The organism is Soehngenia saccharolytica DSM 12858 (assembly GCF_059568515.1).
Genome location: NZ_JCANTN010000015.1, coordinates 19,773 through 37,266, shown reverse-complemented (window position 1 = coordinate 37,266; position 17,494 = coordinate 19,773). Strand labels below are relative to the sequence as shown.

General features: G+C 32.9%; 16 protein-coding genes. All 16 read left to right on the top strand.

Going from position 1 to position 17,494, the window contains the following annotated elements:
* The first annotated feature begins 5 nt into the window (after positions 1–5).
* Positions 6–1,016: a type I glyceraldehyde-3-phosphate dehydrogenase gene (gene gap / locus BO51_RS05680; protein WP_496484793.1), complete on the top strand. Its 1,011-nt coding sequence runs from the start codon at positions 6–8 to the stop codon at positions 1,014–1,016.
* 60 nt (positions 1,017–1,076) lie between these two features.
* Complete coding sequence (locus BO51_RS05675) at positions 1,077–2,273, top strand: phosphoglycerate kinase (RefSeq protein ID WP_496484791.1); 1,197 nt, start codon at positions 1,077–1,079, stop codon at positions 2,271–2,273.
* A 19-nt stretch (positions 2,274–2,292) separates the two neighbouring features.
* Entirely contained in the window at positions 2,293–3,039 is a 747-nt protein-coding gene (gene tpiA, locus BO51_RS05670) for a triose-phosphate isomerase (protein ID WP_496484789.1), read from the top strand.
* 13 nt (positions 3,040–3,052) lie between these two features.
* The gene (gpmI, locus tag BO51_RS05665) at positions 3,053–4,588 is read left to right on the top strand and encodes a 2,3-bisphosphoglycerate-independent phosphoglycerate mutase (protein ID WP_496484787.1); all 1,536 of its coding nucleotides are present in this window, start codon (positions 3,053–3,055) and stop codon (positions 4,586–4,588) included.
* A 24-nt stretch (positions 4,589–4,612) separates the two neighbouring features.
* Positions 4,613–5,902, top strand: coding sequence for a phosphopyruvate hydratase (eno, locus tag BO51_RS05660; RefSeq protein WP_496484785.1), 1,290 nt, complete (start codon positions 4,613–4,615; stop codon positions 5,900–5,902).
* Positions 5,903–5,988: 86 nt separating this feature from the next.
* Entirely contained in the window at positions 5,989–6,933 is a 945-nt protein-coding gene (locus BO51_RS05655) for a metal ABC transporter substrate-binding protein (RefSeq protein ID WP_496484783.1), read from the top strand.
* A complete protein-coding gene (locus tag BO51_RS05650; protein WP_496484781.1) occupies positions 6,926–7,609 on the top strand; it encodes a metal ABC transporter ATP-binding protein in 684 nt (227 codons plus the stop codon). Before BO51_RS05655 ends, BO51_RS05650 begins: the two co-directional genes overlap by 8 nt.
* Positions 7,610–7,621: 12 nt before the next feature.
* Positions 7,622–8,446: a metal ABC transporter permease gene (locus tag BO51_RS05645; protein WP_496484779.1), complete on the top strand. Its 825-nt coding sequence runs from the start codon at positions 7,622–7,624 to the stop codon at positions 8,444–8,446.
* A gap of 13 nt (positions 8,447–8,459) precedes the next feature.
* Positions 8,460–8,894 (top strand): Fur family transcriptional regulator, encoded by a 435-nt coding sequence (locus BO51_RS05640; RefSeq protein WP_496484777.1) that lies wholly within the window; start codon positions 8,460–8,462, stop codon positions 8,892–8,894.
* A gap of 80 nt (positions 8,895–8,974) precedes the next feature.
* Positions 8,975–9,199, top strand: a complete 225-nt coding sequence (gene secG / locus BO51_RS05635) for a preprotein translocase subunit SecG (protein ID WP_496484775.1) — start codon at positions 8,975–8,977, stop codon at positions 9,197–9,199.
* A 24-nt stretch (positions 9,200–9,223) separates the two neighbouring features.
* Positions 9,224–11,224 (top strand): sodium-translocating pyrophosphatase, encoded by a 2,001-nt coding sequence (locus BO51_RS05630; RefSeq protein ID WP_496484774.1) that lies wholly within the window; start codon positions 9,224–9,226, stop codon positions 11,222–11,224.
* 89 nt (positions 11,225–11,313) lie between these two features.
* Positions 11,314–12,087, top strand: coding sequence for an alpha/beta fold hydrolase (locus BO51_RS05625; protein ID WP_496484815.1), 774 nt, complete (start codon positions 11,314–11,316; stop codon positions 12,085–12,087).
* Between the two features lie 24 nt (positions 12,088–12,111).
* On the top strand, positions 12,112–13,626 hold the full coding sequence (locus BO51_RS05620) for a UDP-N-acetylmuramoyl-tripeptide--D-alanyl-D-alanine ligase (RefSeq protein WP_496484772.1): 1,515 nt from the start codon (positions 12,112–12,114) through the stop codon (positions 13,624–13,626).
* A gap of 11 nt (positions 13,627–13,637) precedes the next feature.
* On the top strand, positions 13,638–14,798 hold the full coding sequence (locus BO51_RS05615) for a D-alanine--D-alanine ligase family protein (protein WP_496484771.1): 1,161 nt from the start codon (positions 13,638–13,640) through the stop codon (positions 14,796–14,798).
* Between the two features lie 62 nt (positions 14,799–14,860).
* The gene (gene rnr, locus BO51_RS05610; RefSeq protein ID WP_496484770.1) at positions 14,861–16,984 is read left to right on the top strand and encodes a ribonuclease R; all 2,124 of its coding nucleotides are present in this window, start codon (positions 14,861–14,863) and stop codon (positions 16,982–16,984) included.
* 11 nt (positions 16,985–16,995) lie between these two features.
* Positions 16,996–17,460, top strand: coding sequence for an SsrA-binding protein SmpB (smpB, locus tag BO51_RS05605; protein WP_496484769.1), 465 nt, complete (start codon positions 16,996–16,998; stop codon positions 17,458–17,460).
* The last annotated feature ends 34 nt before the right edge of the window (positions 17,461–17,494 follow it).

Genomic DNA, 17,494 nt, shown 5'->3' with positions numbered 1-17,494 from the left:
TTTATATGGCATTAAAAGTAGGTTTAAGTGGATTTGGCAGAATTGGTAGAGATGTAACTAGAGCATGGGCAGAAAGTAACACAGACTCTTTTGACATCGTTGCAATTAATGAAATAGGTGGTTCTATCGAGCAAATGGCTCATCTTTTCAAATATGATAGCATTTATGGTAAGTTTAACGGCACTGTTGAAACTTATGATGAAGGTATTATAATCAATGGCAAAAAGATAAAAGTTGTTGCAGAAAAGGATCCTTCAAAATTGCCATGGGGTGAACTAGGCGTAGATGTGGCTATTGATTCAACTGGAGTATTCAAGAAAAGAGAAGATTTCGAGAAACATTTACAAGCTGGAGCAAAGAAATTAGTAATAACTGCACCAACTGAAGGAGAAGATATTACAATTGTTTTGGGAGTAAACGATGATAAATACGATCCTGAGAAACACAATATTATTTCAAATGCTTCATGTACAACAAACTGCTTAGCACCAATAGCAAAAGTTGTTTTAAACAACTTGGGAATTAAAAAAGGATTGATGACCACAGTTCATGCATACACAAACGATCAACAAGTTCATGACAAATTCCACAAAGACCCAAGAAGAGCAAGAGCAGCAGCAGAAAACATAATACCAACTACAACTGGAGCTGCAAAGGCAGTTGCATTGGTTCTACCAGAATTAAAGGGTAAATTAAATGGATTCTCTGTAAGAGTTCCAGTACCAACAGTATCCTTAGTAGATGTTGTTTTCGAAGTTGAAAAACCAACGACTGCTGAAGAAGTTAATAATTTATTAAAACAAGCTAGCGAAAATGAATTAAAGGGGATTCTTGGATATAGTGATGAATTGCTTGTATCAAGAGATTTCTTAAAAGACAAGAGATCATCCATTGTTGACGCTGACTCAACTATGGTAATAGACAATATGGTAAAAATAGTATCTTGGTATGACAACGAGTGGGGTTATTCCAATAGAGTAGTTGATTTGGTTAGCATGATAGCATCAAGATGGTAAAAAAGGTCGGGTCTAATGACCCGACTTATCCATTAAAAAATCATTTTGGAGGTGCATATTTTGAAAAGAAAAAAAACTCTTAGGGATTTAGATGTAAATGGCAAGAGAGTCTTAGTCAGAGTGGATTATAATGTACCGATGGACGAAAACTTAAATATCACAGATGATATTAGGATTACGAGCTCTTTGCCAACAATTAATTATTTATTAGAAAACAATGCCAAAGTGATATTAATGTCTCATTTAGGAAGACCTAAGGGTGAGCCTAATAAAAAATATTCCCTTGAACCAGTAGCGAAACGATTGTCAGAATTATTGAATAAAGAAGTAATATTTGCTGATGATGATAGAGTGGTTTCAGATAAAGTAAGAGAAATGGCAAATAACATGAAACCTGGAGATGTTATGTTGCTTCAAAACACGAGGTTTAGGAAAGAAGAAGAAGAGAACGGGGAAGAATTTGCAAAGGAATTAGCTAGCCTTGGCGATTTGTTTGTAAATGACGCTTTTGGGACATCTCATAGAGCTCATGCTTCAAATGTTGGAGTTTCAAAGTATTTACCATCTGCTTTAGGATTTTTAGTTGAAAAAGAAGTAAGCATAATGGGAAAAGCGCTTGAAAATCCAGACAGACCATTTGTTGCAATATTGGGTGGAGCTAAAGTATCGGATAAAATTGGTGTTATTGAGAATCTGTTATCAAAAGTAGATGCAATAATCATTGGCGGTGGAATGGCATTTACATTCTTAAAAGCTAAGGGATATGAAGTTGGTAAATCTTTATTAGAAGAAGATAAAATAGAATTGGCTAAAAAAATACTAAACAAGGCTATTGAGAAAGATGTGGCAATAGCATTACCTGTAGATGCAGTCGTAGCAAAAGAATTCAAGAACGATACAGAATTCAAAACTGTTCCAATAGATAAAATACCTGAAGATATGATGGGCTTAGATATAGGTGAAGAAACTGTTGAGTTGTTTGAAAACATAATAAAAGAAGCAAAAACTGTTATTTGGAATGGACCAATGGGCGTGTTTGAAATGGATAATTTCAGTAAAGGAACCTTTGAAATCGCTAGAGCATTAGCAAATACTGATGCAATTACGATCGTAGGAGGAGGAGACTCTGCTAGTGCAGTTGAAAAAGCAGGATTAGCTGACAAAATGACACATATATCTACAGGAGGAGGAGCTTCACTAGAATTTTTAGAGGGCAAAGTTTTACCTGGAATAGAAGCTATAAGCGATCTAGAATAGAAAGAAAGGGGTAACAATTTTGAGAAAGCCTATTATAGCAGGTAATTGGAAGATGAATAACACAATAAAGCAAGGCGAAGCCTTGGTTAGAGACATATTGGATAAAGATCTGAGAAATGATGTTGAAGTTGTTATTTGCGTACCTTTCACTTTTTTAGATAGAGCAAGTGAACTAGTTACAGGTACTAAAATAAAATTGGGAGCTCAAAATATGCACTGGGAAGAAAAAGGTGCATACACAGGAGAAATATCGCCTATAATGTTAAATGAGCTTAATGTGGATTATGTAATAATCGGGCACTCTGAAAGAAGACAATATTTTAATGAAACAGATGAAACCGTAAATAAAAAAGTTAAATCAGCACTAAATCACAATTTGACACCTATTGTATGTGTTGGTGAGAGCTTAGAAGAAAGAGAAAATGGCGAATACAAAAAATTGATAGAAAGCCAAGTAACAAAGGCTTTTGAAGGAATATCAAAGGAAGATGCAGTTAAAACTGTAATTGCCTATGAACCAATATGGGCTATTGGAACCGGTAGAACTGCAACAAGCGAACAAGCTGAAGAAATATGTTCTTTAATCAGATCGATATTGGGGAAATTATATGATGGAGATACTAAAGATCTGATAAGAGTTCTCTATGGTGGTAGTGTAAAACCAGATAATATAATAGAATTAATGCTTATGGAGAATATCGACGGCGCTTTAGTCGGTGGAGCAAGTCTAAAGGCTAATGATTTTGTTCAGCTTGTCAACTATTAGTTGGAGGAATATTATGTCAAGAAAACCAGTAATGCTTATGATACTAGACGGATTTGGTCTAGGTAAAGAATACGAAGGAAATGCAGTGTATTTAGCAAACAAACCAAATTATGATAAAATAGTAGCAAAATATCCACATAGCAGTCTTCATGCAAGTGGGCTTTATGTGGGATTACCTGAAGGACAAATGGGTAATTCTGAAGTTGGACATTTAAATATTGGCTCAGGCAGAATAGTTTATCAAGAGCTAACTAGAATAACAAAAGAGATAAATGAAGGTAACTTTTTTAAAAAAGAAGAATTTTTAAATGCAATTTCTCACGCAAGAAAACATGGTTCGAAATTGCACTTAATTGGTTTGGTTTCGGACGGTGGAGTTCATAGTCACAACACTCACCTCTACGCTTTACTCGAATTGATGAAACAGCAAAACTTTAATGATGTTTATATACATGCCATACTCGACGGAAGAGATGTTCCACCGACCATAGGCAGTAAACATTTAAAAGAACTTGAAGATAAGATTAAAGAAATCGGAGTAGGCAAGATTGCGTCAGTTTCAGGCAGATACTATGCTATGGATAGAGATAAGAGATGGGACAGAGTAAAATTAGCATATGATGCTATTAGCCTAGGTATAGGCAGAACAATGTCAAATCCAATAGATGCAGTGGAAGAGTCATATAAAGAAGGGGTAAATGATGAGTTCATTTTACCTACAGTTATAATAGAAAATGACAAGCCAATAGCAACTATTGAAGATAATGACTCTATTATATTTTTCAACTTTAGGCCTGATAGAGCTAGAGAGTTGACGAGAGCTATTATAGATGATGAATTTACAGGTTTTGAAAGACCTCTAAGGAAGAATTTATACTATGTAACAATGACAGAGTATGACAAGACAATACCACATGTTCATGTGGCATATAAGACTGACAATCTAGTAAATACTCTTGGTGAAACAGTGAGCAAATTAGGTTTAAATCAATTGAGAATAGCTGAAACTGAAAAATATGCTCATGTGACTTTCTTTTTCAATGGTGGTAGAGAAGTGCCATTTGAAAACGAAGACAGAGTGCTAATACCATCGCCGAAAGTTGCAACTTATGATTTAAAACCTGAAATGAGTGCCTATGAAGTAAAAGATGAAGTCATAACTAGAATTAAATCTGGAAAATACGATTTAATTATATTAAATTTTGCAAATCCTGACATGGTAGGTCATACAGGAGTAATCCCAGCGGCTGTTAAAGCAATTGAAACAATAGACGAGTGTATGGGAGAAATACTGGATGTTATGTATGAAGTTGGAGGAGAAGTACTGGTTACAGCAGATCATGGCAATTCCGAATATATGCTTGATGAAGTAACAAAAACACCGGTAACATCACATACTTCAAATAAGGTCCCATTTATACTAGTAAGCGACAGAGATGCCTCTTTAAAAGATGGTATATTGGCTGATATAGCACCAACTATATTGTATATGCTTGGCATAGAAAAGCCAAAGGAAATGACAGGTGAATCATTGATTATAGAAAAATAATAGAAGGAATAGGAGTGGTAAGAAATGAGTATGATAGTTGATGTTTATGCTAGAGAAGTCCTTGATTCTAGAGGAAATCCTACAGTAGAAGTTGAAGTTTACACAGAGAATTCATTTGGTAGTGCAATAGTTCCATCTGGAGCTTCAACAGGTATTTATGAAGCTGTTGAATTAAGGGATGATGATAAATCTAGATATTTAGGTAAAGGCGTATTGAAAGCAGTCGAAAATGTAAATGAAATAATCGCTGAAGAGTTAATAGGAATGGACGTATTTGACCAAGTTCTTATTGATAAAACTATGATAGAATTAGATGGTACTGACAATAAAGGCAAGCTAGGTGCTAACGCCATACTTGCAGTATCTATAGCCGTTGCAAAGGCAGCAGCTAATGAACTAGGTTTACCACTTTATAGATATATTGGTGGAGTTAATGCAAAAACTCTTCCTGTACCAATGATGAATATACTAAATGGTGGACAACATGCTGATAACAATGTTGATATCCAAGAGTTTATGGTAATGCCAGTTGGAGCAAAAGACTTTAAAGAAGCATTGAGAATGGGCGCAGAAGTGTTTCACAATCTTAAAGCTGTATTAAAAGCAAAGGGATTAAGTACTTCAGTCGGTGATGAAGGAGGATTTGCTCCTAATTTGTCAAGCAATGAAGAAGCACTTAAAACAATAGTAGAAGCAATAGAAAAAGCTGGGTATGTTCCTGGGAAAGATGTCATGCTTGCGATTGATGTAGCATCTTCGGGGCTTTATGATGAAGACAAAAAAACTTATACATTAAAAGGTGAAGGAAAAGTATTCAATTCAAAAGAAATGATTGATTACTACGAATATCTTTTGGATAAGTATCCTATTATTTCTATAGAAGATGGACTAGCAGAAGATGACTGGGATGGATGGAAGTTAATGACCGAAAGGTTAGGCAAGAGAGTCCAAATTGTTGGAGATGACTTATTTGTTACAAATACAAAGAGACTCGAAAAAGGAATTGAATTAGGAGTAGCTAATTCAATATTAATTAAATTAAATCAAATAGGCACTATAACTGAAACCTTAGATGCTATTGAACTAGCAAAAACACATGGATATACAGCAATAGTATCACATAGATCAGGAGAGTCTGAAGATTCAACAATTGCTGATTTGGCAGTAGCAACTAATGCAGGACAAATCAAAACTGGCGCGCCATCTAGAACAGACAGAGTAGCTAAATACAATCAATTGTTAAGAATAGAAGACAATCTATTTGAAACATCAAAATACAATGGGATTAAGTCATTCTATAATTTAAAAAAGTAAAGAATTGACATACACAACAATAGATTATATAATAAATGCAGATGCGAACTATTCGCATCTGCATTTATTATATAGGAGGAGCTAAAATGAAGAGAAGAATCATTTATATAGTGTTATCATTTATACTGTTAATTTCACTTGCTGGATGTATGAGTGATGAGAATGATAAAAATAGCGAAACAAAGCCAATCATAACTACTACACTTTTCCCACAGTACGATTTTACAAATATTATTGTAGGGGACAAGTTTGAGGTTGTTTTACTTTTACCGCCAGGTGTTGAGGCACATTCATATGAGTTGTCCCCAAAAGATATGAAGACATTACTTTCTTCAGATATATTTATTTACACAGGAGAAGCTATGGAACCTTGGGTTAGCAACATATTGGAAACATTAGAAAAAGAAGACATATATGTGTTAGATTTAAGCGAAAATATAAAATTGGAGAGCTTCAATTATCAATCCCATGATGATTTAGACCATGAAGATTCTCAATATGATCCACATTACTGGACAGATCCAATGAATGCAAAGATAATGGTAGATGAAATTTTAAAAGCTGTGGTATCAATAGATAAAAATAATGAAGAATACTACAATCAAAACGCAAATAAATTGAAAGATGATTTAGATAGGCTTGATGAAGACATAAAACGAGTTGTAAACAATTCGGAAAGCAACACTATTATATCAGGAGGACATTTTGCTTTAGGATATTTTGCTAATAGATATGGATTAGAATATATTTCTCCCTATGAAGGTTTTTCTCCAAATGCTGAGCCATCTGCTCAAGCAATAGCTAAAATCATGAAGATTGTCAAAGAGACTGGTGCTAAGGCAATATTTTACGAGGAATTAATTGATCCAAAAATTGCAAAGACAATTTCCGAGCAAACTGGGATAGAAATGCTAGAGCTAAATGCTGCTCATAATGTTTCGAAAGAACAATTAGAAACAGGAATTCATTACGTTGATATTATGTATAAGAACTTAGATAATTTAAAAAAAGGTCTTGGTTACCATGAATAAGCTGATTGAAGCAAGCAACTTAAATGTAAATTATGGCGATGAAAAGGTACTAACTGATGTTAGCTTTACAATTTATGAAAATGATTTTATAGGACTTGTAGGGGAAAACGGATCAGGAAAAACAACTTTAATAAAAGCGTTGCTTGGAATTATACCTAGTACGAGTGGTAGAATAGAATATTATGGAAGTAAAGAGAATATGACGATTGGATATTTGCCGCAAGTATTAGTAACTGGGAACATTAAATTTCCTGCTCTTGTTAATGAAATAGTTGGATTAGGCTTACTTGGAAATAAAAAATACCCAAAAAGAATTACAAAATCAGATATGTATAAAATTGAGGACACTTTGAGTAAAGTAGGAGCTGCAGATTTAAAGAATAAAAAAATAGGTGATTTGTCAGGTGGACAGCAGCAAAAGGTTTTATTAGCAAGAGCGTTAGTTAATAACCCTAAATTGTTAGTTTTAGATGAGCCTACAAGTGCACTAGATCCAAAAGCTAGAGAAGAAATATTTGATATAATAGATAATTTAAATAAAATGGGAACAGCTATTCTATTGGTTTCTCACGATATTCAAAGCCTGATGAAGAGAGCGAAAAAAATGATGTTAATTGATAGAGAAATACTATATTTTGGGCCTTCAACAGACTTTAAATTGAATTCATTTTACTAGAAAGGTGATTATATGAACTTTTTTGAAACGATAAGTGAGGCAATGTCTTTCGTATTTATGCAAAGAGCAATGATTGTGGGAATATTTATAGCAGTTATCAGTTCCATTTTAGGTGCATTTCTTGTGCTAAAAAAATATTCATTAATTGGCGATGGCCTTGCTCATGTTAGCTTTGCTACTGTTGCATTAGCATTAGCTTTAGGATTATCACCGCTCCTAGTTTCTCTACCAATTGTGACATTGGCTTCAATACTAATAATGAAATTAAATGAAAAAGCATCATTAAATGGAGATGCAAGCATAGGGTTGGTTTCTTCATTTTCTATTGCATTAGGAGTTATTATTGCAAGTAAATCAAAAGGGTTTAATATAGACATTAATAGCTATTTATTTGGGAGCATTTTAGCTATTGATAGAGTGGATAGTTATTTATCTGTTATAATGTCTATAGCAATGATAATCATAGTATTAATATTTTATCAAGATCTCTTTGCAGTTACATTTGACGAAGAGTTTTCAAAAGTTTCTGGTATTAATACAAAAGCAATTAATTATGTGCTGTCAATTTTAACGTCTATTACCATAGTTTTGGGGATGAGAGTATTAGGAACTTTATTAATTTCAAGCTTGATTATTTTTCCTACTATCAGTTCTATGCAGGTAGCGAATAGCTTTAAGTCACTATTAATTACTGGCACATGTATTGCAGTTTTCTCTATGGTTGTAGGGCTTATTAGCTCTTATATACTCAACATACCTTCAGGACCAAGTATAGTAATAACAAACACATTAGTATTTGCAATTTTATATGTTGTTGGCAAATTATTAAAGAGATAAGTGGTGATACAATATGAATTCAGATGTTAAAGAAATATTAAAATCCAAAGGAATTAAAGCGACAAGACAACGCATATACTTGTATGAATTGTTAAAAAAACAAGAGAAACCATTAACTGCCGAAGATATTTATTTACTTGCAAAAAAGGAGATAGACTATTTTAATTTATCAACTGTATATAGAGTCTTAGATATTTTTGTTAAGAACAATTTGATAATTAAGTCTAAGCTAGACATTGATGAAAAATTTTACTTCGAAATAACACGTGATAAACACAGACATTATCTATTGTGTATATACTGCAATCAATTAATTCCATTATCTGATTGCCCAATTGAGAAGTATGAAGAACAGATTGCAAAAGAAACTGGGTATAGCATAGTTGATCATAATTTAGAGATAAAAGGAATTTGCCCTAACTGTCAAAAGGGTTATCAAACGCACTAAAATTCTCAAATTTGTTTGATTTTAAAGCATCTGTATGATAGAATAATAATGTTAAGGGATAATGTAATGGGAGGTGTGACATGGCAACATTTTTTTCAGTGTTGATGCTCGTTTCTAGCATTGTACTTATAGTGAGTATTCTAATGCAAGAGAGCAAACAAGAAGGATTAGGCTCAATTGGTGGTGGTACAGCTGATTCCATTTTCGGGAAAAGCATAGGTACAAGTAAGCAGGCATTTTTAAGGAAAATAACAATAATTGCATCTGTTGTATTTATGATTTCGGCATTGGCATTAGCAATTTAAAATTAAATAAGAGGGGGAAGATTGATGAATATCGCGCTGATCGCAGCTCCTGTCGTTGGAGTTGTTGCTTTGTTGTTTGCTTTATACAAAGCAACTTACGTAAACAAGAAAAAGCCTGGGAATGAAAGAATGGTTGAGATATCTTCTTACATTCATGAAGGGGCAATGGCTTTTTTATCAAGACAGTATAGGTATTTAGCAGTATTTATTTTGGTATTATTTGTTGTTCTTGGTCTTTTGATTAGCTGGAAAACCTCTATAACATTTTTGTTTGGAGCATTATTTTCCATACTAGCTGGTTATTTCGGAATGAATGTAGCTACTAAGGCTAATGTAAGAACTTCTAATGCTGCGATGGAGAGCGGTATGAATGAAGCCTTGAAAATTGCATTTTCAGGTGGAACGGTAATGGGTATGTGCGTTGTAGGCCTTGGAATACTAGGTGTGAGCGTATCCTACATAGTTTTTAAAGATCCTGAAATTATAACCGGATTCGGTTTAGGAGCATCATCTATTGCATTATTCGCAAGAGTAGGTGGAGGAATTTACACAAAGGCGGCAGATGTAGGAGCCGATTTGGTTGGTAAAGTAGAAGCTGGCATACCGGAAGATGATCCTAGAAATCCAGCTGTTATCGCAGATAATGTAGGAGATAATGTTGGAGACGTTGCTGGTATGGGAGCAGACTTATTTGAATCTTATGTTGGTGCGATTATTTCTGCTGTTACTTTAGGTATAGCAGCATATGGAGATAATGGAATTTATTTTGCATTAGCATTATCGTCAGTTGGAATTATAGCTTCAATAATTGGAGTTTTCTTTGTCAGAGGAGACAAGGATCCACAAAAGGCTTTAAATACTGGTACTTTTGTTAGTGCCATTGTTACATTAATATTTGCTTTTGTTTTGAGCAACGTCTTTTTAAATAGTTATAAACCTTTTATTTCTATAGTATCAGGACTTGCTGTAGGGTTAATAATCGCAAGAATTACTGAATATTATACATCTGCTGATTATAAGCCAGTTAAAAGAATCGCTGAAGAATCAGAGACAGGAGCTTCTACTAATATTATAGGTGGTTTGTCGGTTGGAATGATGTCTACAGCACTACCAATAATAATAATAGCAGTAGGTATATTGGTAGCATACTATGCTTCTGGTGGAGCTGAACATCCTACCCAGGGGCTTTATGGAATTGCGTTGGCAGCAGTAGGCATGCTTTCTACAGCTGCAATGACAATAGCAGTTGATGCTTACGGACCAATAGCTGACAATGCAGGTGGAATTTCAGAGATGTGTGAGTTGCCAAAAGATGTAAGAAAGATTACAGACAAGTTAGATTCTGTTGGAAATACTACAGCTGCTATTGGAAAGGGATTTGCAATAGGATCTGCAGCACTTACCGCTTTAGCACTGTTTTCATCTTATACTCAAGCTGTTTCACTATCAAGTATCGATATAACAAGACCAACAGTAATTGCAGGGTTATTTATTGGCGGAATGCTAACTTTTTTATTTTCAGCTATGACTATGGATGCCGTTGGAAATACTGCATTTAGCATGATTGAAGAGGTTAGAAATCAATTTAGAGAAAGACCAGGAATCATGGCTGGAACCGAGAAACCTGATTATGCAAGATGTGTTGATATTAGCACAAAAGCTGCACTTAAAGAGATGATAATTCCTGGATTACTAGCTGTTGTTGCACCATTGTTAACAGGATTATTGCTTGGGCCTGAAGCATTAGGCGGATTATTAGCTGGTTCATTAGTAAGTGGAGTTTTAATGGCTATATTTATGGCGAATGCTGGTGGCGCATGGGATAATGCAAAGAAATATATAGAAGAAGGAAATCATGGAGGAAAAGGCAGCGATGCTCATAAAGCAGCTGTAATTGGTGATACCGTAGGGGATCCATTCAAAGATACTGCTGGACCTTCTTTAAACATATTGATAAAACTTATGACTATAGTTTCATTAGTGTTTGCAAAAGTATTTTTGACATATGGCGGAATATTATTCTAAAACTAAAAATCCCTCTTATGAGGGATTTTTTTGTATGACAATTTATATGATATATGATATAATTTTAAGGTAAAAACTATTGTATGAGGATGAATGATGTGATTGTAAATATAGATGGTATGAATATAAATTATATTGTTGAAGGTGAAGGTTATCCAATAATTGTACTTCATGGGTGGGGAGCAAATATTGATACAGTCATTCCAATAGTTAATATTCTGAAAAATTCATATAAAGTATTTGCTATTGATCTACCGGGATTTGGTAAATCAAGTGAACCGAAAGAGGTATTTGGAAGCTTCGAATATGCAGAAGTCATAAAGAAATTTATAGATCACTTTGGACTTGGAAAAGTCTCTTTGATTGGACATTCATTCGGGGGGAAGATTTCAATAATTATTAGTTCTAAATACAAAGACTATGTGGATAAATTAGTTTTAATTGATAGCGCAGGGCTCATACCTAAGAGAACATTAGCATATCATGTAAAAGTTAAAGGCTATAAATTAGCCAAAAAAATGTATAGATTGTTTTTCTTTTGGAAAGAGGACAGTGAAGTAGCTGAGATAATTAATAAAAGATTTGGATCTGATGATTACAAGAATTCTTCTGGTATAATGAGAAAAATATTGGTTAAAGTTGTAAATGAAGATTTATCTAATCTATTAAGTCAGATTGAGTGCCCAACTCTTTTAATTTGGGGAGATTTAGACGATGCTACCCCATTATATCAAGCTAAAATCATGGAAGAGAAAATCAATAATTCTGGCTTGGTAGTATTAGAGGGAACAGGTCATTATTCTTATGTAGAAGACTATAATAAATTCTCTTTAGTATTAAAATCTTTTTTTAGCATTAAATAATAATTGCTTTGGGAGGGAAATTTTTTGAAATACACTACATATTTATTTATTATTTTGTTTTCTTTATTTGTAACTTTAGGATTTAGTAAAAGAACAAGAAAATTTTTGCATATGTCTCAATTAGAAGGATACGAAGCTAAAGAATATTTAAAATGGTTGAAGAATAATAAAAATACTGCATTTAATCTAAAGAGCAGTGAAAAACCAGTTAAAAAACCGCTTGTAATGACTGACAGGGCAAAGAGATTGTATATATGTAATTATGTATTAAATGTAATTTTATTAGTAGCGCTCACAACATTAATAGAATTGCTTTTTAATAGCATATATATTTCCATAATAAGTTTTTTGGCGTTTACATTTATTCTTTATTGCCTCCAGCCTGTAGTAATGTATATGTCAACAGCTGTTATTAAGCCATTAGAAGATAGAATTAACAGAGGCTACTACTTACAAGCGCAGAATAAAATAATAAATCGAAAAGGTTTAACAGTAATAGGAATTACCGGAAGCTTTGGAAAAACAAGCACTAAGTTTATAGTGGGTACAATCCTTTCAGAAAGATATAAAGTTTTAAAAACCCCTGAGTCTTATAATACCCCAATGGGTTTGTCTAAAGTGATTAATAATGACTTAAAAGAAGAACATGAAGTTTTTGTAGCTGAAATGGGAGCGAAAAAGCCAGGTGAAATCCGAGAGCTTGCAGAATTAGCTAGACCTAAGATTGGAATAATAACTTCAATTGGACCTGTTCATATAGAGACATTTAAAAACATAGACAACATCATGAAAACAAAATATGAATTAATAGAAGAATTGCCAACAGATGGAATCGCTATATTTAATTACGATAATGAATATGTAAGAAAATTAGCAGATAAAACATTCAAAGAAAAGATACTATACGGAATAGAACTTAAAGACAAAGTTGATATATACGTTGAAGACATTGAAACATCAGAAAATGGTTCATCTTTTACATTGAAACATAAAGATGGAAGAAGTATAAGATGTACTACAAAATTATTAGGTAAACATAATATATATAATATTCTCGCTGGTGTAGCTGCTGCATTAGCTACGGGATTGAGTTTTGAAGAAATAAAAGAAGGGATAGCTAAAATTGAGCCTGTTGAGCATAGATTAAACTTAATTGATTCCCCAAGTGGCGTAATTGTAATTGACGATGCTTTCAATTCAAATCCCGAAGGCACGAAAGCGGCATTGGAAGTGATCAGTCAATTTAAAGGTGGTAAAAAAATAATTGTAACTCCAGGAATGATAGAATTAGGCGAAATGGAGGAAAAATACAACAGAGAATTTGGTGCAAACATTGGAAAAGTTTGTGATTATGCAATATTAGTAGGTGAAAAGAGAACTAGACCTATCTACGATGGGTTAAAAGAGTCGAATTTTAAAGAAGATCATATATTTGTTGTAAATAGTTTGGATGAAGCTACCAAAATAATTGCAAATTTAGCAAAACCAAAGGATGTAGTATTATTTGAGAATGATTTGCCAGATACTTATACAGAATAGGGGGTAGAGTGATGAAAAATGTTGGTATTTTATTTGGCGGAAGAAGTGTAGAGCATGAAGTATCTGTAATAACAGCAATGCAGATTATTGAGAATATTGATAAAACAAAATTTAATCCAGTACCTATATATATTAATAAAAATGGTGAATGGTTGGTATCAGAATCATTTCTTAGATTTGAAAGCTTTAAGAATGAAAAATTTGAGAATGCAAAAAAAATTATAATGTCACCAAACTATAAAGACGGTAAATTATATTTACATCCAAATGATATAAAGCTATTCACAAAGAAAGATTTAGAGAACATAGACGTATTTTTCCCTGCTTTTCACGGAACAAATGGTGAAGATGGCACTATACAGGGATTACTTGAACTTATTGGGTTGCCATATGTAGGGGCGGGAGTACTAAGTTCTTCTGTTGGAATGGATAAAATAATCATGAAAGATATCTTTAAATCCAATAATATTCCAGTAGTAGACTATACCTATTATTATAGGAGCACATGGAAAACTAGAAGAGAATATGTATTAAATGATATAGAGTCGAAAATTACTTATCCATTATTTGTAAAACCTGCAAATCTAGGATCCAGCATTGGAATTAGCAAAATTAAAATCAAAGAAGAACTAGAGAATGCTTTAGAACTAGCGTTTAGTTATGATAGAAAAATTATCATTGAAAAAGCTGTTGAAAATCCAAGAGAGATCAATTGTGCTGTCATGGGTTATGAAGATGATTTGGAAGTCTCGTTGTGTGAGGAGCCATTAGGGTGGAAGGAAATACTTTCATTTGAAGATAAATATGTTAAAAATAATAAAAGTGCAAAAGGGGACAATAAAAACAAAAATATCCCAGCAGATCTTTCTGATGAGTTAAGAACTCAAATCGAAAATTATGCAAAATTAGCCTTTAAATCCATTGATTGTAGAGGCAATGCAAGAATAGATTTTTTAGTAAAAGACAATCAAGTATTTGTAAATGAAATAAACACAATGCCAGGTTCCATTGCATTTTACTTGTGGGAAGGAAGAGGATATAGTTTTCAAGAGTTGATAACTAAAATGATTGACATTGCAATAAGAGCACAAAAGGACAAAGAATCTAATATTTATACTTATGATTCAAATTTGTTTAAAAGGACCCAGTTTGGGGCAAAAATTAGGAAATAACTATAAAACATGCTGCGCATTTGATGGTGCAGCATAATTTATTAGAATATTGGAGGTGTATTATGCCAATAAGAGAAAAAATTATTGAATTGATGAGTTCAAGCGAATACAAACCATTGCTAAAAGAAGAAATAGCTTTTGTTTTTGGAATCAACAGAAAAGAAGAAAAAGATTTCTTCAAAGTTCTTAATTCTCTAGAAAAAGAAGGATTAATTGTTAAAAATAAAGATGATAGATATATTTTGACCAATAATGAATATATGGTTATAGGCAGAATAGAAGCAAATGAAAGAGGATATGGATTTCTAATTCCAAATGATAAAACGAAAGAAGATGTATTTATTCCACCTGAAAATATGGATTCAGCTATGCACAATGACATTGTTGTAGTAAATATTATAAAAAAAGCAGGGCCGAATAAGAGAGCTGAAGGGGAAGTTATAAAGGTTATTGAAAGAGCAAATACTGATATAATAGGAACTTTTGAAGATAATGGGAACTATGGATTTGTGATTCCTGATAATCCAAAGATATTTTATGATATATTTATTCCCAAAAATGCTAAGGGTAATGCAAAAAATGGACAAAAAGTTATTGCAAAGATAACAAAGTGGCCAGAAGTTCATAAGAACCCAGAAGGTGTAATTACGGACATACTTGGATTTAGCTATGAGAAAGGAATAGACATATTATCAATTGTAAAAGAGTACAACTTACCAGACAAATTTTCAGATGAAGCTAAGAAAGAAGCTAAAAGGGTTGCTAAAATATATGATGACGATTTAGAAAATAGAGTTGATTATAGGAATTTAACTATTTTCACAATCGATGGCAAAGACGCAAAAGATTTTGATGACGCAGTGTCAATTGAGATGCTAGACAAAAATACTTTTCGCTTAGGAGTACACATTGCAGATGTATCTCATTACGTGAGGCCTAAAATGCAACTGGATAAAGAAGCATTATTGAGAGGTAATTCAGTGTATTTACTTGACAGAGTTATTCCAATGCTTCCGGAAGAATTAAGCAATAATATATGTTCTTTGAATCCTGATGTTGATAGATTGACTTTGTCTGTAATAATGGATATTGATAGATCAGGAAAAGTAAAAGATCACAAAATATACAAAAGTATAATAAAGAGCAAAGCTAGACTAGTTTATGATGATGTATCTGATCTTATTGAGGGAGTTGAAAGGGAATATCCAAGTGAATTATTAAATGTAGAAAGTGAATTATTATTGATGAAAGAACTAATGGATATTTTGCGTATTAGAAGAGAAAAAAGGGGAAGCATAGATTTTGATTTTCCTGAAAGTTATATTGAGCTTGATGAGAATGGGAAAGCAGTTGACGTGAGAAGATTAGAAAGAAGAGTAGCTAATAGAATGATTGAAGAGTTTATGCTAGTTACTAATGAAACAATAGCTGAACGTTTCTTTTGGTTAGATGCTCCTTTTATCTATAGAATACACGAAGAACCTGACCCAAAGAAAGTCGAACAATTTGTTAAAATATTGTATAATTTTGGGTATACCCTAAAGGGAAAAGATCTTCATCCAAAAGAATTCCAGAGAATTACAAAGGAAATAAAAGGGAAAAAAGAAGAGGCTCTTATATCTAATCTTTTACTTAGGACATTGCAGAAGGCTCGATACAGCGCAGAGCATGAAATGCATTTTGGATTAGCCGCAAAGTATTACACACATTTTACCTCGCCAATAAGAAGATATGCGGATTTACAGATACACAGGATAATAAAAGATTATTTAGATGGAAATTTATCAGCCAAAAAAGAAAAAAAATTGCGAGAAATTTTGCCTGAAGTCGCTGAACATGTTTCAATGACAGAACGATTAGCTGATGAAGCTGAAAGAGATGTTGATGATTTAAAGAAAGCGGAATATATGAGTTCGAAGATTGGAGAAGAATATGTAGGATTAATATCATCTGTAACAAATTTTGGTATGTTTGTTCAGTTAGATAATACTATTGAAGGTCTTATACATTTTAGCAATATGTTAGATGATTATTACTTCTTTGATGAAGAAAATTATCAAATTATCGGTGAATTGACAAAAAAAGTATATCGAATAGGAGACGAGGTAAAGATTCGCGTTATTGGAACGGATTTAGTTAATAAGACAATAGACTTCGAATTGGTTACTAAAGAAATCGCATTATAGGAGTGATAAATTTGAACGACAAACAAGTAAAAATAGTTGCATCAAATAAAAAAGCTAGGCATGATTATTTTATAGAAGATACGATAGAAGCTGGAATTGTATTGACAGGAACTGAGGTTAAGTCTATACGTCAAGGCAAAGTAAACATAAAAGATAGTTATGCAAATATAGAAAATGGAGAAGTATTTTTATACAATATGCACATTAGCCCATACGAGCAAGGTAATATTTACAATGTCGATCCGCTCAGAGTGAGAAAACTATTGTTAAATAAAAGAGAGATAAGAAAATTAATTGGACTTACAACAATTAAAGGATATACACTAGTACCGCTATCATTGTATTTTAAAAATGGCAAAGTAAAAGTAGAATTAGCAATAGCTAAAGGTAAAAAACTTTATGATAAAAGGGAAACAATTGCCAAGAGAGATGCTGAAAGGAAAATTCAACAAATAGAAAAGGAAAAATACAGATAATCATATGTTCAATTTGACTTTTATTGACTTTTAT